Below are 20,929 nucleotides of genomic sequence, written 5' to 3'. Positions count from 1 at the left end.
GCTTTCCGCCTCTCAGGCGACGTCCCGCGCCGCGCGGGCCGCAGCCAGCAGCGCGTCCATCTCCATCCTCCGTCGGTAATCGGGATCGATGTGGCGCGCGGCGACGATCCCGTCCTTGTCGACCACGAACACGGAGGGGATCGGCAGGATCCAGCCGGTGCCGCCCTGGAACAGGGGCACGTCCCAGCCCGCCGACTTCACCAGCCGGGCGATCGGCTCGTCCAGCCACACCGCCAGCCCCAGTGACAGGATGTACCCCGCGCCCACGTCGGTCAGCACCGGGAAGCGGGCGCCGGACTCCTCCCGCAACCGCCGCGTATAGTGCTGGACCTCGGGCGAGATCACGACCAGCGATCCATCGCCGAGCTCCCGGTGCGCGTGCGCCAGCCCGATCATGTTGAGCCGGCAATAGGGGCACCAGTGCCCCCGAAGGATCGCCACCACCAGCGGCCCCCGGCCGAGCAGCCCCTCCAGCGTGAGGAGCCGGCCATCCTGGTCCGGCAGCATGAACCCGGGCATCGGCTCCCCGACGGCGGGCGCGGAAGAGCCGGCCCGCGCCTCCTCCAGACGCGCGACGAACCCATCGACCAGCCGCATATACTCCGGTCGGTTCTCCCGCGCGGCAGCGGCGACCAGCTGCAGGTGCTCGGCCAGGCTGGCACCGCTGGGCGCGGCGGAGCGGAACGCCTCTTCGATCGAACTCACGCGACCTCGACTTTCCTTTCGGCTCAGGCCCGGCCCGCCGCCGTGTCCACCATCTCGCCCCCGCACGCTTCATGCAGCACGAAGCCCTCCAGCGGGTCCGTCGCCTCGCGCCAAGGGGCCTTGTCCAGCGTGATGCACGTGTCCCGGTACCCCGCTTCCCAGCGGCAGCGGATACCGTCGGGCGAGAAGTCGATGTCCTTGCTATGGTCCTCATATTCGAGCGCCGGCGCAAGCAGCCGCACGACGTGCATGGTCGTGGTGCAGCCATAGGCCTTCATCTCGGCGAAGCGGTTCTGGCCGACCCGGTCGGGCGGCACCATCGCCGACAGCTCCGCGATGATGTGCCGCATCCGGTGCAGCTGCCGTTGGCGCTTGATATGGGCCGCCGCGCGGCTCGAATATTGCAGGTCCTTCTGCCGGTTCATCACCTCCCAGATGGAGCGCGGCTCGGGCCCGTGCGGGTTCCAGATGTGGACGGCGAACACCATGGAGTTGCGCCGCGGATTGTCGTCGAACACCACCTCCACCGGCGTGTTGGAGAGGATCCCGCCGTCCCAGTAGAGCTCGTCCCCGATCCGCACCGCCGGAAAGGCGGGGGGCAGGGCGCCCGACGCCATCACATGGTCCAGCGACAGCGGCATGTCGCGGCTGTCGAAATAGGTCATCTCGCTGGTCCGGACGTTGGACGCGCCGACCGTCAGCCGAACGCCGCCGGTGTTCACCTGGTCGAAATCGATCAATTCCGTCAGCGTCTGGCGGAGCTGAAAGGTCGAATAATAGCCCGCCCGGTCGGGCCCTAGCGGAACGTGCGGGCTGAGGAACGCCTTGGGATTGGGCTCGAAGAACCCTGGCACGCCCGCTGTCACGGCAACCGCGTTGCGCGCCGAGGCGGCCAGCCAGGCGGGCAGGAAGTCGGCCACGGGATGGCGCTGCGCGACCCGCTTCCAGAACGCCCGCAGCCGGTCGATCCGCTCGCCCGGCGGAGAGCCGGCGATCAGTGCGGAGTTGATGGCCCCAATGGACGTGCCGACCACCCAGTCGGGCTCGATCCCGGCCTCGCACAGCGCCTGGTAGACGCCCGCCTGGTAGGCCCCCAGCGCTCCGCCGCCCTGGAGCACCAGGACGACCTGTCCATAGGTGCCGATTTCATCACGCAGGTCCTGCATGGCTTGAACTCCTATTCGGCCGCCGCGGGTCGCGCGGCTGGCAGTGTTTCACCCGTGATCAGCCGGGCATGGCGGGCGAAGGTCAGGTAATTCCACGCCCAGCTCAGCCCGACGGACAGGCGGTTGCGGAATCCCACCAGGAAGTAGAGGTGAGCGGTGCCCCACAACAACCAGGCGAGAAAGCCGCTGAGGTGCAGCCGGCCGATCTCCAGCACCGCGCGGCTTCGGCCGATGGTCGCCAGGTTGCCCCAGTGGCGATAGCGGAACGGTGACTGCGTCCGCCCCATGATGCGGCGTGCGACATAGCGGCCCTGCTGCTTGGCGACCGGAGCGATGCCCGGCAGCGGCATCCCGATTCCATCGATGAAGCAGGCCGTGTCGCCGATCGCATAGACGCCGCGGCAGCCCGGCACGCTGCAATCTTCCGCGACCCGGACCCGCCCTTGCCGGTCCCGGTCCGCCTGCAGCCAGTCGGCCGCTGGCGACGCGCGCACGCCCGCCGCCCAGATGATGGTCGCGGCCTCGATCCGGTCGCCGCCGATGCTCAGCCCCTGTTCGTCGAGCGCCATCACGGGCCGCCCGGTGATCACCTCCACGCCAAGCTGCTCCAGGCTGCGCCTCGCCTTTTCGGACAGGTCCCGCGGGAAGGCGGTCAGCAGCCGCGCACTCGCCTCCACCAGCAGGACCCTGGAGCAATGCGGCGTGATGTGGCGGAAGTCGCGGGACACGGACCGACGGGCCAGCTCGGCAATCGCCCCGGCCATCTCGATTCCCGTGGGGCCGCCGCCGACCACCACGAAGGTCAGCAGCGCCTCGCGCCGCGACGGCCGCTCCTCCGTTTCCGCCCGCTCGAGCGCCAGCAGCACCCGTCGGCGGACCGCCGTCGCATCCTCCAGCGACTTGAGCCCGGGCGCGTGCTCGGCCCACTCGTCCCGTCCGAAGTAGCTGTGGCGTGCGCCGGTCGCGATGATCAGCCGGTCGTAGGACAGCGGTCCCGCGTCACGCAGCCGCACCTGTCGTCCATGGCAGTCCACGCCCTCCACTTCGTCCAGCAGCACGCGGACGTTGGCGTAGCGGGACAGGATGGACCGGATCGGTCCCGCGATGTCGGCGGGCGACAGCGCGGCGGTGGCGACCTGGTACAGCAGGGGCTGGAAGACATGGTGATTGCGCCGGTCGATCAGCGTCACGCGGACGCCCGGCCGGTTGCCGAGCTCCCGGGCCGCGGCGAGCCCGCCGAAGCCGCCACCGACGATCACCACGTGAAGGTCTTCAGCCATGGACGGCTCGCGGAGGGAGTTGCTGCAGCACTCCGCCGGTCTGGCGAAGCAGGCCGAGGCTGGCCGGCAGGCTGTCCCAGCTCTTGCGCGATCGATGCTCTGGCGTGCGCGGAAGCAGGGCGGCGGCAAGGTGCGGGCAAAGGGTTGCGGGTGCGGTGCTCATTGCGCGGTCCATCCTCCATCGACGCTGATCGCGGTGCCGGTGATCGACGACGCGCCCTCGCCAGCCAGGAAGACGGTCAGCGCACCGATCTCCTCGACGGTGGCGAAGCGCTTGGTCGGCTGGGCGGCGAGCAGCACGTCGCTGATCACCTGTTCGTGACTGATCCCGCGCGCTGCGGCGGTGTCGGCGATCTGCTTCTCGACCAGCTCGGTCCAGACGTAGCCGGGGCAGATGGCGTTGCAGGTGACGCCCTGCCGGGCGACCTCCAGCGCGACGGTCTTGGTCAGGCCCAGCACGCCGTGCTTGGCCGCGACATAGGCGCTCTTGAACGGCGAGGCGACGAGCCCATGGGCGGAAGCGACGTTGATGATCCTGCCCGACCGTTGCTCGCGCATGGCGGGCACGGCGGTCCGGATCGTGTGAAATGCGGCCGACAGGTTCAGCGCGATGATCGCGTCCCAGCGGGCCGGCGGGAACTCGTCCACGGGCGCCACATGCTGGATTCCGGCATTGTTCACCAGGATGTCGATCCGGCCGCTGCGGGCAATGGTCCGCGTGACCAGGCCCGCCGCTTCGCCCGGATCGAGCAGGTTCGCGCCATCGTAGACGGCCTGGGCGCCCAGCCCGGAGCACTCGCTGCAGAGCGCGTCGATCGTGCGCTGGTCCGCGATTCCGTTGATGACGACCTCGGCGCCGGCCCCGGCAAATGCGCGGGCGATGCCGAGGCCGATCCCGCTGGTGGAACCGGTGACAACCGCCACCTGGCCGGAAAGCGGCCTGGCCGTGCGGTCGAGCGGGGCGGAAGCGGGCATGTCCATCGGGGGGTTCTCCAATTGCGTGACCCGAAGGATCGCTGATCGCGCGGCTGATCTGAAATGCCGTTTGAGCATCGACTCCATGCCGCCTTCCGATTGGGCGGGTCGTCAGCGCTCCCGTATTTTCCAGTCATGTCACGAGGTCGGTTCGGCGATCTCGCGGTCTGGGACAGACTGGATCCCGCGCCCAGCGCCGACCGCCTCGTGACAGCTGAATTGTCGACCACAACCAAGGATCGCACCGCCATGATCAAGTCCACCGTCTTCGCCGCGCCGCTGGCCGCACTCGCCGCCCTCGGCTTCGCCAGCCCGGCCGCCGCCGGCACCTGCGCCCAGCCGGGCACGAACCCGCTGGCCGATGCCCCGACCATGCCCAAGGGCGTCACGGATACCGTTCTCGCCAGCATCGACCTCGGGCCGGAGATCAACGTCGCCGGCCGCCAGCTGCGCACGCGGCGCCTGGTGGTTCAGCCCGGCGGAGTGGTCCCCTTGCACAGCCACACCGATCGCCCGGCTTTGATCGTCACCGTCAGCGGTGCGATCACCGAGCACAGCTCCACCTGCGCCGTTCCGATCGAGCACAAGGCCGGCGACATCAGCCGCGAGGCCGAAGGGCTCAGCCACTACTGGATCAACCACGGCAAGGTCCCCGCCGTGCTGCTGAGCTCGGACGTGTTCAACGGCAAGTAAGCTCCCCGCCGGCCGCTCGCTCTCCCCTGGCCGGCATCCCGTGGCGCCTCGCGCATCGCCCCCTGCCGGGGCGCCACCTTCCTCATGCTTCGGGGCACGGAGTAACAATGCCATGAAGACCCTCGGAAAGGTCGCAGCCGCGGCCGTGTTCGCCTCGCTCACCGCTGCCGCCGCTCACGCCGGCCCGGTCAAGCCGCAGCCGAACAAGGACAAGTGCTACGGCATCAGCCTCGCCGGCAAGAACGACTGCGCCGCCGGTGCGGGCACCAGCTGTGCCGGCACCTCCAAGCGCAACTACCAGGGCAACGCCTGGAAGTATGTCGCCAAGGGCACCTGCACGTCGATCAAGACGCCCAAGGGCAACGGTTCCCTCACCCCCATCAAGGGACGCTGAGTCATGACTCCCGCCGCCGGATTGAGCTTCAAGGCCGAGCATTACGCCGACGCCATGGACTGTTCGGCGGCGGGCCTTTGGTTCGAGGTTCACGCCGAGAACTACATGGTTGCCGGCGGTCCCCGCCTGGCCATGCTCGACGATCTTTGCAGCCGCTTCCCGCTCTCGCTCCACGGCGTCGGCATGTCGCTGGCCGGCGCGGCGCCTCCCGACGAGGACCACCTCGCCGCGCTGAAGCGCCTCGTCGACCGAACCGAGCCGGCGCTCGTGTCCGAGCACCTCGCATGGTCCCGGCTCGACGGTCGCTGCTTCCCGGACCTCCTGCCGGTGCCCCGCACCAACGAAGTGCTGGCTCGGGTCGCCGCCAACATCGGCCGCGTCCAGGACGTGCTCGGGCGCTCCATCCTGATCGAGAACCCGACCCATTACCTCGCCCTGCGCGACCACCAGTGGAGCCAGACCGCCTTCCTCGCCGAACTCGCCCGCCGCAGCGGGTGCGGGCTGCTGATCGACGTCAACAACGTCATGGTCGGCGCCCACAACCTCGGCACGGACGCGGGCACCTGGCTCGACGAAATCCCTGCCAAGCTGGTCGGCGAGATCCACTTGGCCGGACATTCGGTCGATCCCGAGGGATCGCTGCTGATCGACAGCCACGACGAGCCCGTCAGCGAGCCGGTCTGGACCCTCTATGAGCGCCTGGTCGAGCGGATCGGCCCACGGCCCACGCTGATCGAGCGCGACGGCAACGTGCCCGCCTTCGCCGAACTCCTGCGCGAGCGCAGCCGTGCGCAAACCGTGCTCGACCGCGAGCCGGTCTATGTCTGACCACCTCGCCTTCCAGAAGGAATTCGCGGCGGCCATCGGCGAGCCGGTCCGCGGCGCCCTCGCGGTCTACCGCAACACGGTGATCGCCGGCTGCGTGGAGGCGCTTCGGGCCAATTATCCCTATTGCGCCGCCCTGCTCGGCGAAGACGCCTTCCTCGCGCTCGCGGTGGACTATGCCGAGCAGCGACCCCCGCGCACGCCGGTGCTGGCGCTCTACGGCGCGCGCTTCGCGGACTGGCTCGAGGATCAGCCCGTCGCCGCACAGCTCCCCTACCTGTCCGACGTTGCCCGCTTCGAGCGGCTGCACCTCGAATGCCTGTTCGCGCCCGATGCGGAGCCTTTGGCGATGACGGACCTCGCCAACGTCACCGACTGGGACGCGCTCAAGCTCCGGCTCCATCCCGCCACCCGGTTCGACTGGGCCACCCGTCCCGCCATGACCATCTGGCTCGCGCATGAGGACGGGCCCTCCGGCGAGGACATCGCCCTCGAATGGCGCGCGGAAGGAGCCTTGTTTACCCGTCCCCGGCTGCGCGTCAGCGGTCTGCTGATCGACCGCGCCATGCACCGGATGCTGTTCGGCATCCGCCTGGGCGAGAGCGTCGGCGCCGCCGCTCTCGCGACCGCTGCCCTTTACCCCGACGCCGACCCCGGCGCCTGCCTCGCCACGCTCGTCGACGCGGGCGCCTTCGCTGCCCTCGCCTGAACAGGAGGAACTGACCATGGACGTTGCCAATCTCACCCTCGAGCCCCGCCGCCCGCTGCTCGCCCCCGTCGCCGACCTCGCCGCGCGAGTGCTTCCGCTGGACCTGCTGCTGCTGGTCCAGCGCTTCGGCATCGCCGCAATCTTCTTCCTCTCGGGCCGAACCAAGGTCGATGGCCTGCTCACTGTCAACGAGAATGCGTTCGAGCTCTTCCGCTCCGAATACGCCCTCCCGCTCGTCAGCCCCGAAGTCGCCGCCTACGCCGCCACCTACAGCGAGCATTTCTTCCCGCTGCTGCTGGTGCTGGGCCTCTTCACCCGCTTCGGCGCGCTGGCACTGCTCGGCATGACCGCCGTCATCCAGATCTTCGTCTACCCGGACGCCTGGCCGACGCACCTCAGCTGGGCGGGCCTGCTGCTCCCCTTGATCGCATTCGGCGGCGGTAAGCTCAGCCTCGACCGCTTCCTCCGCATCCCCTGACCCTCACCAGGAGCCCTCGCCAATGCGTTTCCTCGCCCTCATTTTCGCCCTGCTGATCGGCAGCGGCACCGCGCATGCCAGCCCCGCGCCGCCGGTTTCGACCGACAAGGCGGGCGTGGCGATCGGCGGCTACGATCCGACGGCCTACTTTACGGACGGCCGGCCCGTGCGCGGCAAGGCGTCTCACAGCTACCGCTGGAACGGGGCCACGTGGCGCTTCGCCTCTGCGAGGGCCCGCGCGACCTTCGCCGCCGCGCCCGTCCGATACGCGCCGCAGTTCGGAGGCTATTGCGCTTGGGCGGTCAGCCAGAACTACATCGCGCCCGGCGATGGGACCCAGTGGAAGATCGTGGACGACAAGCTCTACCTCAACTTCAACGCCCGCGCGAAGGAGCTGTGGGAAGCCGACCAGGCCAACGCCATCGTCCGCGGCCACGCCAACTGGCCGGCCGTGCTGACCCGCAACCAGAACACGCCCTGAAGTCTCACAAGCCCTCCGTCTTGCGGCAAGGCGGAGGGCATTGCATCGTCCGGCCCATGCCCGCCGACCACCTCCTCGCGATCGACCAGGGCACCACCTCCACCCGGGCGATGATCTTCGATTCCCAAGCCCGGGCCATCGTCACCGCCCAACGCGAGTTCCCGCAGCATTACCCCGCCCTCGGCTGGGTCGAGCACGATCCTGAGGACATCTGGCGCGACACGCTGGCGGTCTGCCGCGAAGCCCTCGATCGTTCCGGCGTCCCGCTCAACCGGATCGCCGGCATCGGCATTACCAACCAGCGCGAGACCGCCATCCTGTGGGATCGCGCCACGGGTGAGCCCGTCCACCCCGCCATCGTCTGGCAGGACCGCCGCACCGCCGACACCTGCGCCGCGCTCAAGGCTGACGGGGCGGAGGAACTGGTGCGCGCCCGGACCGGCCTGCTGCTCGACCCCTATTTCTCCGCGACCAAGCTTGCCTGGATGCTGGACCACATCCCCGGCGCCAGGGAACGGGCGGAACGCGGCGAGCTCGCCTTCGGCACGGTGGACAGCTTTCTCCTCTGGCGACTGACCGGCGGACGCGTCCACGCCACCGACGCGACCAACGCCGCCCGCACCCTGCTGTTCGACATCCACCGGCAGCAATGGGACGAGGAGCTGTGCCACCTGTTCCGCGTACCCGTGAGCCTCCTCCCGGACGTCCGCGACAACAGCGGCATCTTCGGCATGGCGGCCGCAGGGCATTTCGGCCGTGAGCTGCCCATCGCCGGGATGGCAGGGGACCAGCAGGCCGCGCTGATCGGCCAGGCCTGCTTCGCCCCGGGCATGGCCAAGGCGACCTACGGCACCGGCTGCTTCCTGCTGCTCAACACGGGCGAGACGGCGGTCACGTCGGCGAACCGCCTGCTGACCACGCCCGCCTACCGGCTGGACGGCAAGGTCACTTATGCGGTGGAAGGCTCGATCTTCGTCGCCGGCGCCGCGATCAAGTGGCTCCGCGATGGTCTTGGAGTCATCGTCCGGGCGTCCGACACCGACAGCCTCGCGACTCAAGTGCCCGACAGCCATGGCGTGACCCTGGTCCCCGCTTTCGTCGGCCTCGGCGCACCTTACTGGGACCCGGACGCGCGCGCCGCGATCCACGGCCTCACCCTCGACGCCACCGCCGCGCACCTCGCGCGCGCCGCGCTGGAGTCGGTCGCCTTCCAGACCCACGACCTGTTCACCGCCATGATCGCCGACGGCAGCGCTCGCCCGGCCGCCTTGCGCGTGGACGGAGGAATGGCCGCCAACGGGTGGCTCTGCCAGTTCCTCGCCGACCTCCTCGACTGCCCCGTCGAGCGCCCCGGCAACCTCGAGACCACCGCCCTCGGAGCCGCCTTCCTCGCCGGCATGGCAACCGGCGTCTGGAGCGGCATCGACGATGTCGCGCGCACCTGGGCGGCAAGGGACCGGTTCGTACCCGCGATGGGGGAAGACAGGCGCGCTGCGTTGCTCAGCCGGTGGCAGGACGCCGTGCGACGGACGATCGGCCGAGCCAGCCTCTGAGCCACAGGGCTAAACTCATCTTTTCACGGTCGCTTAGGAGATTGATGGGAAAGTGTCGGCCGATGAACGATGCTGCTCAACCGACCGCCTTTGCGCCTCCGCCCAACCCACCGAATGGCGAGTGGGCCAAGAGATGGCGGAGCGACTGTATCGATCAGTTCAGTGCGATTGAGCACCGTCTACAAAGCTTGCTGCACTGCATGGCTGCTGCAAATCGCCGTGGAGCCAAGGTCAAAACTGGGTTGCCGATCCGGCAGGCGTTCGACGAGGTGAGGCGCCTGACTGCTGCGAAAGGCAGCTTTGCCAAAGAAGGTCGTGCTATCCAGAAAACGCTCGCGTGCCTCGATACTCATCTGGAGTGGCGTGCGCACCTGACACATGGTCAGCTTGAGGAATGGAAATGCAGGAAGGGGAACCCTTCTCTCCTGACCTTGAAGTTGTTCGACCACGATGCGAGCGGCTGCACCCGCTATCATGCTTATCCAAAGGTCGAGTGCGACGAACGGCTCGCCGCGTTGGAGAAGATCGCCAAAGACCTGCAGTCTCAGTCCGGCTTAGTTCGCAATCAGATCGCACCTAACTCGCAAACCCCGGGTCCAGCCGATAAGCCTTCCGCAGCAGCGCCGGCCACGCCAGCAGCTGCGCCGCAACCTTCAGTCCCGCCGCGCCCTGCTGGGCCGCCACTTCCGGCGTGCCCTGGGGCGGGTTGTTGACCTTGTCGCCGGCCGACAGCGCATAGATCTGCGCCTCGCAGGCGCGCTCCAGGAAATACATGCGGATGAACGCCTCGCCGACCGTGGTACCCACGGTCAGCGTGCCATGGTTGCGCAGCAGCATGGCATTCTTGGTGCCAAGGTCCGCGACGATCCGCTCGCGCTCCTCCAGGTCCGTCGCGACGCCCTCATAATCGTGGAACGACAGGTCGCCGCGGATCAGCATCGCGGTTTGCGTCAGCGGCAGCAGGCCCTCCTCATGCGCGGCGACCGCCTGCCCATGGGGCGTGTGCAGGTGGATGACGGCATGGGCATCCTCGCGCGCCATGTGCACCGCGCTATGGATGGTGAAGCCGGCCGGGTTGGTGATGAACGGCGTCGGCTCGACGGGATTGCCGTGGATGTCGACCTTGATCAGGCTCGACGCGGTCACTTCCTCGAACATCAGATTGTAGGGGTTCAAGAGGAAGTGGTGCTCCGGCCCCGGGATGCGCACCGACATGTGCGTGAAGATGAGGTCGTCCCAGCCATGGTGCGCCACCAGGCGATAGGCCGCCGCGAGGTCGATCCGCAGCTTCCACTCCTCGTCGCTGACCTTGCCCTCCAGGCTCGGGATTTCGACGGACTGAAGGGCACGGACCTTCTCCATGCCGGCGGTGATCGTGTCGACGCGGTTCATAGACCAAGCTCCTCGGCAATGCGGTCGGGATGGGCGGCGGCGAAGGCCGGCAGTTTCTGCGCGGCCTCGTCGGCGCGGACGAGAGTGGGGTAGGGCTCCAGCGGCACGTGGAAGCGCCGCGCGTTGAACATCTGCGGCACCAGGCAGACGTCCGCGAGGCTGGGCTCGTCCCCGAACAGGAACCGGCTGGCGCGGGGTGAAGCCATTGCCTCCAGCGCGGTCAGTCCCTCGATCACCCAGTGGCGGTACCAGCTGTCCCGGGCTTCCTGCGACTGGTCCATCTCGTGCCGCAGGTAGCTCAGCACCCTGAGGTTGTTCAGCGGGTGGATGTCGCAGGCGATCGCCAGGGCCAGGCTGCGGACATGCGCGCCATCGGCGGGATCGCGCGGCACCAGCGGCGGCTCGGGAAAGCGCTGGTCCAGGTAGACGATGATGCTCAGCGACTGGGTCAGCCGGTGCCCGTCGATCTCCAGCATCGGCACCAGCCCTTGCGGGTTCAGCGCGTGATATTCCGGGGACCGCTGCGCGCCCTCCAGCAGGTTCACCGGGCGGCGTTCATGCTCCACGCCTTTCAGGTTGAGCGCGATCCGCACGCGGTAGGCGGCGGAGGAGCGGAAATAGTCGTGGAGGACCGGCCTGCTCATGCCCGGACCTTACTCCCGTGCCAGGAACGGCGCCACCACCTCCGGCGGCACGCGGATCGGCCGGCCGCTCGCCTTGTCGATGATCGCCCACTGGGTCCTGGCCCGCACGCAGATCTTGCCGTCCCGGCCGAGGAACTCCATGTGCCTGTCGAAACGGGCGCCCTTCGGCGCTTCGCCGACCCAGGTCCGGCCGGTCACCACGTCCCCTTCGAACGCGGGCCGCAGGTAATCGATCTCGTGCCGGACGATGACCCAGAAATAGGCCTCCTGGTGCGCCGGGTCGGCCAGGCTGTACCAGTGCGCCAGCGCCACCTGCTGGATCCACTGGACCCAGACGGCATTGTTGACGTGGCCGAGCTCGTCGATGTGCTCGGGCCTGGCGGTCAGCTCAAGTTCGAAGACGGGGTTCATAGCAGCTCCGGCGTGCCGTCGGTCCGCAGCCGAAAGCGGATGCCTCCGGCCTCCAGCAGCGCGACCCACGGCTGGGCATTGAGGACGGGATTGTCGAGCAGGAAGCCGATATGCTGGGGCAGGCGCTTGCCCGGCGCCCGGCTGTCGAGCAGGTCGAGCCACTCGGTCCGGCTCACCGTCCGGTCGGCGCGGTTGCGGGCAATCAGTTCCCGTACGAAAGCCGCGAAGTCGCCGCCCCAGGCCTTTTCCGCCACCAGTCCGAAGACTGCGCCGCAATTGTAATAGGCCTTGGGATCCTGCCGCTCGATCGCCGTCGCCACCGGTCCCTTTCGCGACGACGCGATGCAATCGTCCAGGCTCTTCTGCTGCGCTGCCCGAACGTCGAACTTGGGGTCCAGCGCCGCGACCGTCCGATAGCCCAGCAGGTCCGCTCCGCCTTCGGTGATCCACGTCTCCTTGACGTCGGAGTAGATCACCTGTTGCCCCAACCAGAAATGCGCGCCCTCGTGCGCCACGAACCAGCGCGCCATGTCGCGCAGCTTCGGGTTGTCGGAAACCACGCCCTCACCCTCCAGGGTCATCACCATCTGTCCAGGCAGCACGCTCCCGCTGAAGCTCGCGCGGCCCTTGGTCGGACCGTTCCAGCTGACCATCAGCGTCGGCTTGCCGTCCGGCTTCGGGCCCAGCAGCTTGGTGTAGCGATCCAAAATGGGGGGCAGCTGGGCCAGCGCGTAGTTCTTGAACCAGCCGGGCAGCTGCGGATCGAGGATCGTTTCCAGCGCCGGCGTCTCCACCGGCGTTGCCGGGCCAAATAGGACGTAAGTTTCGCGATCTCCGGTCAGTTTCGCGGCGCGAACGCGCTTTCCATCGAACAAAACAGGCCGGTTTTTGTCACTCAACGTGACGCTGGTGGGGGCTCCCGACTCCGGCACGAAGGCCACGTCGAGGGGGTAGGCCTTCACCTGCTCGATGGACCGCGCAGGCAGCACTTTCCACTGCACGCTGTACAGCGCCACCGACCCGTCGGTGAACCCCAGCGCCGGGTCGGCGGCAGTCTCGATATCCTCGGTAAATGGCCGAAAACTCACGCGAACTCTGCTCGGCATCGCGCCTTTGTCGGCCACCAGCACGTCGTACCAGCCATGCCGTTCCAGGCGCACCCCTGGGGTCTCGACGACCCAGCTTTCCGGCCGGAAACTCCGCGGTTTGACCCGCGTCAGCGGCGACACTGCCAGCACCCAGACAGGCGCTTGTCGGTGGAACCGGTAATCCGCCGTCCACCGCTCCCCATCCCGCACCACATGGACCGAAGCGACGGGATCCACCGCTTTCGCCGGACAGGCCCCGAGGGCCACTCCAGCGACCAGCGCCGCCGCCCACTTCATTGCTCGACCCCCAGCTGGGTCAGCACGAAAGCGTAGCTTTCCGCGATTTCTCGCAGCGATTCCCACCGTCCGGACTTGCCGCCATGCCCTGCGCCCATGTTGATCTTGAGCAGCAGCAGGTTGCCGTCCGTCTTGGTGTCCCGCAGCTTCGCGGCCCACTTCGCCGGCTCCCAATACGTCACCCGCGGGTCCGTGAGACCGCCCGTGATCAGCATCGGCGGATAGTCTTGCGCCCGGACATTGTCATAGGGCGAGTAGGAGCGGATGAGCTCGAACGCCGCCTTGTCGCTGATCGGATTCCCCCACTCCGGCCACTCGCCGGGGGTGAGCGGCAGCGTCTCGTCGAGCATGGTGTTGAGCACATCCACGAAGGGCACATCCGCGATCACGGCGCCCCACAGCTCCGGATCGGTGTTGGCAACCACACCCATCAGCTCGCCACCGGCCGAGCCGCCCTGAATGGCGATCCGGCCGGGCCTGGCGAAGCCCTCTTCCACAAGGCCCTTCGCGGCGTCCACGAAGTCGTTGAACGTGTTGGTGCGCTTGGTCAGCTTGCCATCCAGGAACCACTGGTAGCCAAGGTCATCCCCACCGCGGATGTGGGCGATCGCATAGGCGAAGCCGCGGTCGAGGAGGCTGAGCCGCGACGTCGAGAAGCCCGGTGGTATGGCATAACCGTAGGCCCCGTAGGCATAGAGGAAGAGCGGGCCATCGCCGTTCTTCTCGAAGCCCTTCTTGTACACCACCGAGACGGGGATGCGCTGGCCGTCACGAGCGGGCAGCATGAGGCGCTCGGTCGTATAGAGTGACAGGTCGTAGCCGGACGGTATCTCCTGGACCTTGCGCACCTCGAGTTCATCACGCCCCGGATGGTAGTCGTAGACGGTCGCGGGCGTGACCATCGAGCTGTAGCCGACGCGGTAGGCCCCTGGCGCGAACTCCGGGTTGCTGCCGAAGCCCGCCGAGTAGCTCGCCTCCGCGAAGGGAATGCGGCGTTCCTCGCCGGTGGCGTAGTCGCGCAGGATCAGCTGATCGAGGCCATCCACCCGGGTGGTCAGCGCCAAATGGTCCCGAAAAGCCGTGACCCCGCGCAGGTAGATTCGGTCGGAACCGGGAATGACCGTGGTCCACTCGGCCGGCGCGTCAGGGCTGGCAGACGCAAGCCGAAAGTTGACGTGCTCGTCGTTTGTGAGGATCCACAGCTTTCCGTGCGCGGCATCGACCTCGTATTGGCGACCCTTGCGGCGCGGAGACATGAGGACAGGTTCGGCATCCGGGCGATCGGCCGGGACGAACCGCACCTCGCTCGTCGTGTTGTCGCCAGTCGCGATGAAAATGAGGCTCCGGTCCTGGCTGCGGCCGATGCCCACGGAGAAGCCGAGGTCCTTCGTTTCCTCGTAAAGGGTGACCGTCTCGTCGGCCGGGGCGCCGATGCGGTGCAGCCGGGCGCGGTAGCTGCGCCAATGTTCGTTGACCTCGTTGAAGACGACCGCGGCAGAGTCGCTGCTCCAGACCGGGTGGCCGATGCCCACCTCAGTGACCGTTTCGAGGTCCTCGCCGGTCGCGAGGTCGCGGATGCGGAGCTTGAAGCGCTCGGAGCCATCGTCGTCGACCATGGTGGCGGCGAGGCGGCCGTCAGGGCTGATGGCGAGCGCGCCAAGCTTGAAGTAGTCGCGCCCCGCAGCTTCCGCCGGTTCATCGAAAATCAGCTCATCGGGCCCGCCCATGAACTTGCGGCGAAACCACTGACGGTACTGGGCACCGGGTTGGAATGCCCACCAGGTGAGCCAGTCGCCGTCCTTCACCGGGACTGAGCAATCGTCCTCCTTCATTCGGCCCTTCATCTCCTGGAACAGGGTTTCGATGAGGTCCGCGTGCGGCGCCTTCCACGCCTCGAAATAGGCATTCTCGGCCTTGAGGTAGGCGAGCACCTCCTCGTTCTTCACCTCGGGATAGCCGGGATCGCGCAGCCAGGAGTAGGGATCCTCGATCGTGACCCCGTGACGTTCGAAGCTGTGCGGGCGCTGCTCGGCGCGTGGCGGCGGGGGGAGGCTGCTCATACGCACGGTCCAAGCAAAGCGGGGGCCGTGCGTCCAGCCGAAAAGCGGGTTAAGGGGCGGCCATGTCCACCTACGCCGACCGCCTCGCCGCCCTCCGTGAACAGCTCAAAGCCGATCAGCTGGACGGTTTCGTCGTGCCGCTCACCGACGAGCATATGAGCGAATATGTCGGCAGCTATGCCCAGCGGCTGGCCTGGCTGACCGGGTTCGAGGGCTCGGCAGGATCGGCCGTGGTGCTGCCGGAGGAAGCGGCGATCTTCACCGACGGGCGCTACACCTTGCAGGTGAGGAGCCAAGTCGACGGGGAGCACTGGAGCTACCAGTCGGTGCCGGAAACGAGCATCGCATCGTGGCTGAAGGAACATGCACCGGAGGGGGCGCGGATCGGGTATGATCCGTGGCTGCATCGGCGCGACTGGGTGAAGCAGGCCACCGAGACGCTGGCTGCGAGGGGCGCGACCCTGGTGCCGGTGCGCGACAATCCGATCGACCGGGTGTGGAGCGATCGCCCTGAGGCGTCCAAGGCGGCACTGGTGGTTCAGCCGGAGCGGCTGGCGGGCAGGAGCAGCGCGGACAAGCGGCAGACGATCGCCGACTGGCTATCCGAACAGAAGGCCGACGCGGCGGTACTGGCGGCGCTGGATTCGATTGCCTGGACGTTCAACGTGCGCGGCACGGACGTCAGCCACACGCCCGTCGCGCTGGCCTATGCGCTGGTGCATGCGGACGGGACTGCGGACCTGTTCGTCGCGGGCGAGAAGGTGACGCCCGAGCTTCGCCAGCACCTCGGCAACGGCGTGCGGCTGCACGAGCGGGCGGCGTTCGAGCACGCGCTCTCGGAGCTCGGCGGCAAGACGGTCGCGGTCGATCCGGAGCGGTCGGTCGCGGCGATCTTCGAGGCGCTGGAGAATGCCGGGGCGAAGGTAGTGGCGGTGCGCGATCCCACCGTGCTGCCGCGCGCCATCAAGAACGAGGCGGAGCTCGGCGGCCAGCGTGCCGCCCAGACCCGCGACGGGGCGGTGATGGCGCGCTTCCTCAAGTGGGTGGAGGAGGAGGCTCCGTCCGGCGAGCTCGACGAGCTGACCGCATCCGACCGGCTGGAGGCGCTTCGGCGGGAGAATCCGGAGCTACGCGACCTGAGCTTCGACAGCATTTCCGGCGCTGGCCCGAACGGGGCCATCGTCCACTATCGCTCGAGCGAGAAGACCAACCGCAAGCTTGAGCCCGGTTCGCTCTACCTCATCGATTCGGGTGGCCAGTATCAGGACGGCACCACCGACATCACTCGCACGGTAGCAGTGGGCGAGCCGACGGCGGAAATGCGTGACCGGTTCACGCGGGTGCTGCAGGGCCATATCGCCATCGCCACGGCCGTGTTTCCCAAGGGAACGCGGGGCGGTCAGCTGGACAGCTTCGCGCGGCGACCGTTGTGGGACGCGGGACTGGATTACGCCCACGGCACCGGACACGGGGTCGGCAGCTTCCTGTCGGTGCACGAGGGGCCGCAGCGGATCTCGCCGATGGGCGGCGCCTATGCCGGGGCCGACGAGCCGCTGCAGCCGGGCATGATCCTGTCGAACGAGCCGGGCTACTACAAGACGGGCGAGTATGGCATCCGGATCGAGAACCTGGTGCTGGTGGTGCCGGTCGAGATCGCGGGCGCGGAGAAGGAGATGCTGGGCTTCGAGACGCTGACCTTCGCGCCAATCGACCGGCGTCTCGTTGCGGTGGAGATGTTGTCTGACTGCGAGCTCGATTGGCTGAACGCCTATCACTCGCTGGTGCTGGAAAAGATCGGACCGACCTTGGGAGGGGAAGAGAGACAATGGCTCGAAAAGCAGTGCGCTCCGCTAAGCCGCTGATGTGGATGGCGGCGGGGTCGATGCTGACGCTGCTGGTGGTGTGGGGACCGCACAGGCTATTCCATGCCGGCTATGATGCGGGCACGTCGGCAGTGGCGTCGATCAGTCACTACTTGCCGTAACCTTCACTCCCGCGAAGGCGGGAGTCCATCTCCTGAGCCTTCATGGCAAGGTGCTGCTACAGGAGTTGGAGTCCCGCCTGCGCGGGGATGACGGAGATCTCGCGCCTGCTCCTTCCGCTTGCGCAGGTTCTCGCGCAGCTTGGCGGCGAGCCGCTCGGCTTTCTCCTTGTCTGTCATTCTCTTGCCTTGACACAGCGGGAGGCGGACGGCCATAGGCGCGCGTCCTTCGAGACAGTGCTGCCGTAGCTCAGTGGTAGAGCGCATCCTTGGTAAGGCTGAGGTCGCGAGTTCAATCCTCGCCGGCAGCACCATTTCTTCCCGAATCCTCGTGGACAGCGGCGTGCCGCCCATGGTGCATCGCGATTGACACTCCTATTGTTCGCTTCGGCTGAACTTGCTTCCGTTTAACAAAACCTTGCAGTTCGAAGCTGCGATGCCCTGTCCGCAAACCGGTTCTCGCGGCATCCGGTGAACCGACCCGAAACACGGACCAGCTGAATCTTATCAGGCATTTAGCCGTGGCGTCATGACGGCCAAATGGTTAACGCCAGCTGCAGGGCTCGGGTGGGGATTCGGCCTTTGCAACGGATTATGGACATCGGACGGTTTGTACCGGCGCGGCTGCATTTGCCGCGCGATGCATATTTCTGGCTGAAGGCCGTTCTGCTCGCCCTGATCGGCGTGCAGGTCGCGCGCGTCCTGCTGGCCCTAGTCACGCCCGTTGGGCCGATCGGCCAGTGGATGCCGCCCAAGCCGCAGGTGCTGCCAGCGGCTGCGCAGTCGGCGCTGCTGTCGAGCTTCGACCCGTTCGGCGGCACCGGGTCCGCCGTGGCGGGTGCCGTACCGCAGGAGGCCAGCGGGTTCACCCTGTTCGGCACGCGCATTGCGAGTGGCGGCCTTCCCGGTTCGGCGATCATCGCGGGCCCGGATGGTGAGCAGGTCAGCGTCGCGGTCGGGGAGCAGGTCGCGCCGGGGATCAAGCTGGTGAACGTGGGCTTCGACCGAGTGGTGCTGGAGCGCAGCGGACAGCGGCTGCAGCTCGCGATGGAGGACAGCGCGGCTGAGGGAACGGCAGCCGCGCCGGGCGTCGCGACGGCCGCCGTCGGAGCGCCGGGCGCCCTTGATGCCGACCGGCTCAAGGAGGCGATCGCGCTCGCTCCGCGGCAGCGGCAAGGGCGCGTGACGGGGCTGCTGGTCAGCGCGGTGGGGGATGAATCAGTGATGCAGGCCGCCGGCCTGCGCAGTGGGGATGTGATCGTGGCCGTGAACGGACGCCGAGTGGCGTCGGTGGCCGACGCGAGCATGCTCCAGGCGCAGGTCACCCCGGGGGCCCGCCTGTCGCTTACGGTGGAAAGGGGCGCTGCGACCGTGCCGGTCGCTTTCAATCTTGCAGGAACCTGATGAAGTTTACGCGTACCCTCCTTGCCTGTGCTGCCCTGGCTGTGGCCGCGCCGCTGCCTGCCCAATATTCGATCAACATGCGCGACGTGGACGTGCGCGCGTTCGTCAGCGACGCGGCGCGCGTCACGGGCATGAACCTGGTGGTCGACAGCCGCGTGAACCAGAAAGTCTCGGTCAGCAGCCGCCGGTCGCTGAGCCGAAGCGAATATTTCGAGGTGTTTCTGTCGACGCTCCGAGCGAACGGCCTGGTCGCCATCCCGATCAGCGGCGGCTATCGCATTCAGCCGGTCGAGGGAGCAGCGAGCCAGCCCACGCGCGTATCGAGCCGTGGCGCGGGCCGAAACCAGTTCGTCACCGAGATCTTCCGCCTTCGCAACATCGACGCCGCCGGGGTCGTGGAGACATTGCGCCCCTTGGTGAGCTCGCAGGGATCCCTCACCGCGAACAAGGGCTCGAACAGCATCGTGGTCGCGGACTTCGCCGACAACATCGCCCGCGTGCGCCAGCTGCTCGGCCGGATCGACACCGCCAATGCCTCCGAGCAGCTCGTCTACCTGAAGAATGCCGGTGCTCGCGAGATCGCCACCTCGTTGCAGGCGCTCGGCGGCCGTGAGGGTGGGATCACCGTCGCGGCGGTGGACTCGTCCAACGCGCTGGCGTTGAGCGGCGATCCGGGCGCGGTCTCGCGAATGGCAGCGGTCGCCCGCGACCTCGATGCACGCGCGGCGGGCGGCACCGACATCCGCGTCTACTGGCTCGAACATGCCGATGCGGAGCAGTTGCTGCCGGTCCTGCAAACGTTGCTGGGCCAGCCGGTATCGCAAGGGAACGGCACGCCGAGTTTCATCCGCAGCCAGTCGGGCGAGGGCACCGGCGCCGGGCCGAGCGAGGGGCAGGCCACGCCCGCGATCTTCACGGGTGGTGGCAACGGCATCGCCCGTGGCGGGCCCGCGGTGGTGTCGCGCTATCCCGGCACCAACGCCATCATCGTGGCGGCGAACTCGAGTCTCCAGCGCCAGCTCGGCGAGCTGATCCGCCAGCTCGACACGCGCCGGGAACAGGTGCTCGTGGAAGCGATCATCGTGGAGATCGGCGACGAGGCCGCCAAGCGGCTTGGCGTGCAGTTCCTGTTCGGCGGCAAGAATGCGCCGTTCGTTGCGACGAACTACTCGAACGCCGTTCCCAACATCCTGACGGTGGGCGGTGCGATCGCCAACTACAAGCTCGGCCGGACTACGACGACGACGCAGGACGGCACCACCACCACGACCACGGACGGACCGCTCGGGCAAGCCATTACCGACGCGGCCGTCGGCTCCGTGCTCGGCGCGACCGGCGGCTTCGCGGGAGCGGTCGCGGACGTCGGCAAGGACCTGGTGTTCGGGACGATCATCAACGCCGTGAAGTCGGACAATTCGTCCAACATCCTGTCGACCCCGTCGATCATGACGCTCGACAACCAGGAAGCGAAGCTGCTGGTCGGCCAGGAAGTGCCGGTGACGACCGGCGAGAAGCTGTCAACGGACTTCGAGAACGCCTTCCGCACGGTGCAGCGGCAGAATGTCGGCATCCAGCTGGACGTAAAGCCGCAGGTCAACAGCTCGGGCTCGATCAAGCTGTTCATTCGGCAGGAGGTGTCGAGCGTGGCCGGTCCCGTCAGCGCGCGGTCGAACGACCTCGTCATCAACAAGCGCGAGTTCAAGACGGTGCTGACCGTCGATGACGGCGAGATCCTGGCGATTGGCGGACTGCTCGACGAGAACGAGCGGCGGACAATCGAGAAGATCCCGCTGCTCGGCGACGTGCCAGTGCTGGGCGAGCTGTTCAAGTCGCGCTCGAAGTCCAAGGGCAAGACCAATCTGATGGTCTTCATCCGCCCGACCATCGTCCGGACGGCGGCCGAGGCGCGCGAGGTGACGGCGCAGAAATATGGTTACATCCGCGGCGAGCAGATGCGCCGCTATCCGGACCGGGAGCCCTCGCTCGACGCCCTGGTGCGCGACTATATGGGCGCCGTTCCACCGACATCCGGCACGGGGGCTGGCATTGCCCCCGCGGCGGCGGCGGCCTTGCCCGTGGCCGCTTCGTCGGCGTTGAGTGTCGCGAGGTCCAGCAGTGCCGGGAGCAGCGGCGGCGGCGTGGTGCAACTGGGCGCCTACGCCAGCGAAAGGCAGGCGGAGACCGCGTGGCGCTCGATCACGGCGCGGTTCCCGACGGTCGCGGGCATGCAGAAGATGGTCACGGCCTACCGCAGCGGAGGCAAGAGCGGCGTACGCCTGCGGGCGGGCACGAGTTCGCCGGCCGCCGCGGAGCAGGTGTGCCGCCAGCTGCAGGCCGCGGACCAGAACTGCTTCGTGGTGCGCTGATGGACTATATCGAGCAGGGGCCCAGCT

At 67.9% G+C, this 20,929-nt stretch carries 22 protein-coding genes and 1 tRNA gene; 12 read left to right on the top strand and 11 right to left on the bottom strand.

All coding sequences use genetic code 11. The annotated features are described in order from the left end of the window. Positions 1 to 12: 12 nt before the first annotated feature. Genes JT720_RS03865 through JT720_RS03845 form a run of 5 tightly spaced genes read right to left on the bottom strand, consistent with a single transcriptional unit; the run spans position 13 to position 4,132 of the window. Entirely contained in the window at positions 13 to 705 is a 693-nt protein-coding gene (locus JT720_RS03865) for a redoxin family protein (RefSeq protein ID WP_205479479.1), read from the bottom strand. 23 nt (positions 706 to 728) lie between these two features. Further along, a complete protein-coding gene (locus JT720_RS03860; RefSeq protein WP_205479478.1) occupies positions 729 to 1,871 on the bottom strand; it encodes a patatin-like phospholipase family protein in 1,143 nt (380 codons plus the stop codon). 11 nt (positions 1,872 to 1,882) lie between these two features. After that, the gene (locus JT720_RS03855; RefSeq protein WP_205479477.1) at positions 1,883 to 3,151 is read right to left on the bottom strand and encodes an NAD(P)/FAD-dependent oxidoreductase; all 1,269 of its coding nucleotides are present in this window, start codon (positions 3,149 to 3,151) and stop codon (positions 1,883 to 1,885) included. Next, entirely contained in the window at positions 3,144 to 3,314 is a 171-nt protein-coding gene (locus JT720_RS03850; protein WP_205479476.1) for a hypothetical protein, read from the bottom strand. The genes JT720_RS03855 and JT720_RS03850 overlap by 8 nt, the downstream gene beginning before the upstream one ends. Next, positions 3,311 to 4,132: a 3-hydroxybutyrate dehydrogenase gene (locus JT720_RS03845; RefSeq protein ID WP_272873155.1), complete on the bottom strand. Its 822-nt coding sequence runs from the start codon at positions 4,130 to 4,132 to the stop codon at positions 3,311 to 3,313. Before JT720_RS03845 ends, JT720_RS03850 begins: the two co-directional genes overlap by 4 nt. A gap of 243 nt (positions 4,133 to 4,375) precedes the next feature. Here JT720_RS03845 and JT720_RS03840 point away from each other — a divergent pair, with 243 nt between their 5' ends. The 7 genes from JT720_RS03840 to glpK all read left to right on the top strand — a co-directional run bounded on the left by JT720_RS03840 (position 4,376) and on the right by glpK (position 9,259). Continuing rightward, positions 4,376 to 4,819, top strand: a complete 444-nt coding sequence (locus JT720_RS03840) for a cupin domain-containing protein (protein WP_205479475.1) — start codon at positions 4,376 to 4,378, stop codon at positions 4,817 to 4,819. Positions 4,820 to 4,931: 112 nt separating this feature from the next. Then, entirely contained in the window at positions 4,932 to 5,213 is a 282-nt protein-coding gene (locus JT720_RS03835) for a BufA1 family periplasmic bufferin-type metallophore (RefSeq protein WP_205479474.1), read from the top strand. A gap of 3 nt (positions 5,214 to 5,216) precedes the next feature. Then, positions 5,217 to 6,041 (top strand): MNIO family bufferin maturase, encoded by an 825-nt coding sequence (bufB, locus tag JT720_RS03830; RefSeq protein ID WP_205479472.1) that lies wholly within the window; start codon positions 5,217 to 5,219, stop codon positions 6,039 to 6,041. Next, positions 6,034 to 6,747, top strand: coding sequence for an HvfC/BufC N-terminal domain-containing protein (locus JT720_RS03825; protein WP_205479470.1), 714 nt, complete (start codon positions 6,034 to 6,036; stop codon positions 6,745 to 6,747). The genes bufB and JT720_RS03825 overlap by 8 nt, the downstream gene beginning before the upstream one ends. Positions 6,748 to 6,763: 16 nt before the next feature. After that, positions 6,764 to 7,225: a DoxX family protein gene (locus JT720_RS03820; protein ID WP_205479468.1), complete on the top strand. Its 462-nt coding sequence runs from the start codon at positions 6,764 to 6,766 to the stop codon at positions 7,223 to 7,225. 22 nt (positions 7,226 to 7,247) lie between these two features. Further along, entirely contained in the window at positions 7,248 to 7,706 is a 459-nt protein-coding gene (locus JT720_RS03815) for a YHS domain-containing (seleno)protein (protein WP_205479466.1), read from the top strand. A 56-nt stretch (positions 7,707 to 7,762) separates the two neighbouring features. Then, positions 7,763 to 9,259: a glycerol kinase GlpK gene (glpK, locus tag JT720_RS03810; protein ID WP_205479464.1), complete on the top strand. Its 1,497-nt coding sequence runs from the start codon at positions 7,763 to 7,765 to the stop codon at positions 9,257 to 9,259. A gap of 179 nt (positions 9,260 to 9,438) precedes the next feature. On the opposite strand, the gene JT720_RS03805 is transcribed toward glpK, so the two are convergent. From JT720_RS03805 to JT720_RS03780, 6 genes are all read right to left on the bottom strand, one after another. Beyond that, positions 9,439 to 9,735, bottom strand: a complete 297-nt coding sequence (locus tag JT720_RS03805; protein ID WP_205479462.1) for a hypothetical protein — start codon at positions 9,733 to 9,735, stop codon at positions 9,439 to 9,441. A gap of 100 nt (positions 9,736 to 9,835) precedes the next feature. Beyond that, the gene (locus JT720_RS03800) at positions 9,836 to 10,621 is read right to left on the bottom strand and encodes a class II aldolase/adducin family protein (protein WP_205480154.1); all 786 of its coding nucleotides are present in this window, start codon (positions 10,619 to 10,621) and stop codon (positions 9,836 to 9,838) included. A 26-nt stretch (positions 10,622 to 10,647) separates the two neighbouring features. After that, on the bottom strand, positions 10,648 to 11,295 hold the full coding sequence (gene maiA / locus JT720_RS03795; RefSeq protein WP_205479460.1) for a maleylacetoacetate isomerase: 648 nt from the start codon (positions 11,293 to 11,295) through the stop codon (positions 10,648 to 10,650). 9 nt (positions 11,296 to 11,304) lie between these two features. Then, complete coding sequence (locus JT720_RS03790; protein WP_205479459.1) at positions 11,305 to 11,706, bottom strand: acyl-CoA thioesterase; 402 nt, start codon at positions 11,704 to 11,706, stop codon at positions 11,305 to 11,307. Continuing rightward, positions 11,703 to 13,091, bottom strand: coding sequence for a hypothetical protein (locus tag JT720_RS03785; RefSeq protein ID WP_205479458.1), 1,389 nt, complete (start codon positions 13,089 to 13,091; stop codon positions 11,703 to 11,705). The genes JT720_RS03790 and JT720_RS03785 overlap by 4 nt, the downstream gene beginning before the upstream one ends. Continuing rightward, positions 13,088 to 15,151: a S9 family peptidase gene (locus JT720_RS03780; protein ID WP_205479457.1), complete on the bottom strand. Its 2,064-nt coding sequence runs from the start codon at positions 15,149 to 15,151 to the stop codon at positions 13,088 to 13,090. The genes JT720_RS03785 and JT720_RS03780 overlap by 4 nt, the downstream gene beginning before the upstream one ends. Before the next feature lie 62 nt (positions 15,152 to 15,213). On the opposite strand from JT720_RS03780, the gene JT720_RS03775 reads away from it, so the two are divergent. The 5 genes from JT720_RS03775 (at position 15,214) to gspD (ending at position 20,902) form a co-directional block, all read left to right on the top strand. Then, entirely contained in the window at positions 15,214 to 17,013 is a 1,800-nt protein-coding gene (locus JT720_RS03775) for an aminopeptidase P family protein (RefSeq protein WP_205479456.1), read from the top strand. After that, entirely contained in the window at positions 17,013 to 17,135 is a 123-nt protein-coding gene (locus JT720_RS14000) for a hypothetical protein (RefSeq protein ID WP_272873154.1), read from the top strand. Before JT720_RS03775 ends, JT720_RS14000 begins: the two co-directional genes overlap by 1 nt. 236 nt (positions 17,136 to 17,371) lie before the next feature. Next, positions 17,372 to 17,446: transfer RNA gene (locus JT720_RS03770), tRNA-Thr, on the top strand. A 316-nt stretch (positions 17,447 to 17,762) separates the two neighbouring features. Then, complete coding sequence (locus JT720_RS03765) at positions 17,763 to 18,536, top strand: type II secretion system protein N (protein ID WP_205479455.1); 774 nt, start codon at positions 17,763 to 17,765, stop codon at positions 18,534 to 18,536. After that, a complete protein-coding gene (gene gspD, locus JT720_RS03760; protein WP_205479454.1) occupies positions 18,536 to 20,902 on the top strand; it encodes a type II secretion system secretin GspD in 2,367 nt (788 codons plus the stop codon). Before JT720_RS03765 ends, gspD begins: the two co-directional genes overlap by 1 nt. Positions 20,903 to 20,929 lie beyond the last annotated feature (27 nt).

This window comes from Sphingomonas arenae (genome assembly GCF_016924655.1).
In the GTDB taxonomy this organism is placed as follows: domain Bacteria; phylum Pseudomonadota; class Alphaproteobacteria; order Sphingomonadales; family Sphingomonadaceae; genus Sphingomicrobium; species Sphingomicrobium arenae.
The sequence above is the reverse complement of the archived record's forward strand: the minus strand, read 5'-3'. Positions and strand labels throughout refer to the sequence as shown.

Coding starts and splice junctions, on each gene's coding strand:
- maiA (WP_205479460.1), bottom strand. CDS start 11,295: ATGAGCAGGCCGGTCCTCCACGACTATTTCCGCTCCTCCGCCGCCTAC.
- JT720_RS03805 (WP_205479462.1), bottom strand. CDS start 9,735: ATGATAGCGGGTGCAGCCGCTCGCATCGTGGTCGAACAACTTCAAGGT.
- JT720_RS03820 (WP_205479468.1), top strand. CDS start 6,764: ATGGACGTTGCCAATCTCACCCTCGAGCCCCGCCGCCCGCTGCTCGCC.
- bufB (WP_205479472.1), top strand. CDS start 5,217: ATGACTCCCGCCGCCGGATTGAGCTTCAAGGCCGAGCATTACGCCGAC.
- JT720_RS14000 (WP_272873154.1), top strand. CDS start 17,013: ATGTGGATGGCGGCGGGGTCGATGCTGACGCTGCTGGTGGTGTGGGGA.
- JT720_RS03850 (WP_205479476.1), bottom strand. CDS start 3,314: ATGAGCACCGCACCCGCAACCCTTTGCCCGCACCTTGCCGCCGCCCTG.
- JT720_RS03790 (WP_205479459.1), bottom strand. CDS start 11,706: ATGAACCCCGTCTTCGAACTTGAGCTGACCGCCAGGCCCGAGCACATC.
- JT720_RS03780 (WP_205479457.1), bottom strand. CDS start 15,151: ATGAGCAGCCTCCCCCCGCCGCCACGCGCCGAGCAGCGCCCGCACAGC.
- glpK (WP_205479464.1), top strand. CDS start 7,763: ATGCCCGCCGACCACCTCCTCGCGATCGACCAGGGCACCACCTCCACC.
- gspD (WP_205479454.1), top strand. CDS start 18,536: ATGAAGTTTACGCGTACCCTCCTTGCCTGTGCTGCCCTGGCTGTGGCC.
- JT720_RS03825 (WP_205479470.1), top strand. CDS start 6,034: ATGTCTGACCACCTCGCCTTCCAGAAGGAATTCGCGGCGGCCATCGGC.
- JT720_RS03800 (WP_205480154.1), bottom strand. CDS start 10,621: ATGGAGAAGGTCCGTGCCCTTCAGTCCGTCGAAATCCCGAGCCTGGAG.
- JT720_RS03835 (WP_205479474.1), top strand. CDS start 4,932: ATGAAGACCCTCGGAAAGGTCGCAGCCGCGGCCGTGTTCGCCTCGCTC.
- JT720_RS03855 (WP_205479477.1), bottom strand. CDS start 3,151: ATGGCTGAAGACCTTCACGTGGTGATCGTCGGTGGCGGCTTCGGCGGG.
- JT720_RS03815 (WP_205479466.1), top strand. CDS start 7,248: ATGCGTTTCCTCGCCCTCATTTTCGCCCTGCTGATCGGCAGCGGCACC.
- JT720_RS03860 (WP_205479478.1), bottom strand. CDS start 1,871: ATGCAGGACCTGCGTGATGAAATCGGCACCTATGGACAGGTCGTCCTG.
- JT720_RS03840 (WP_205479475.1), top strand. CDS start 4,376: ATGATCAAGTCCACCGTCTTCGCCGCGCCGCTGGCCGCACTCGCCGCC.
- JT720_RS03845 (WP_272873155.1), bottom strand. CDS start 4,132: ATGGACATGCCCGCTTCCGCCCCGCTCGACCGCACGGCCAGGCCGCTT.
- JT720_RS03785 (WP_205479458.1), bottom strand. CDS start 13,091: ATGAAGTGGGCGGCGGCGCTGGTCGCTGGAGTGGCCCTCGGGGCCTGT.
- JT720_RS03775 (WP_205479456.1), top strand. CDS start 15,214: ATGTCCACCTACGCCGACCGCCTCGCCGCCCTCCGTGAACAGCTCAAA.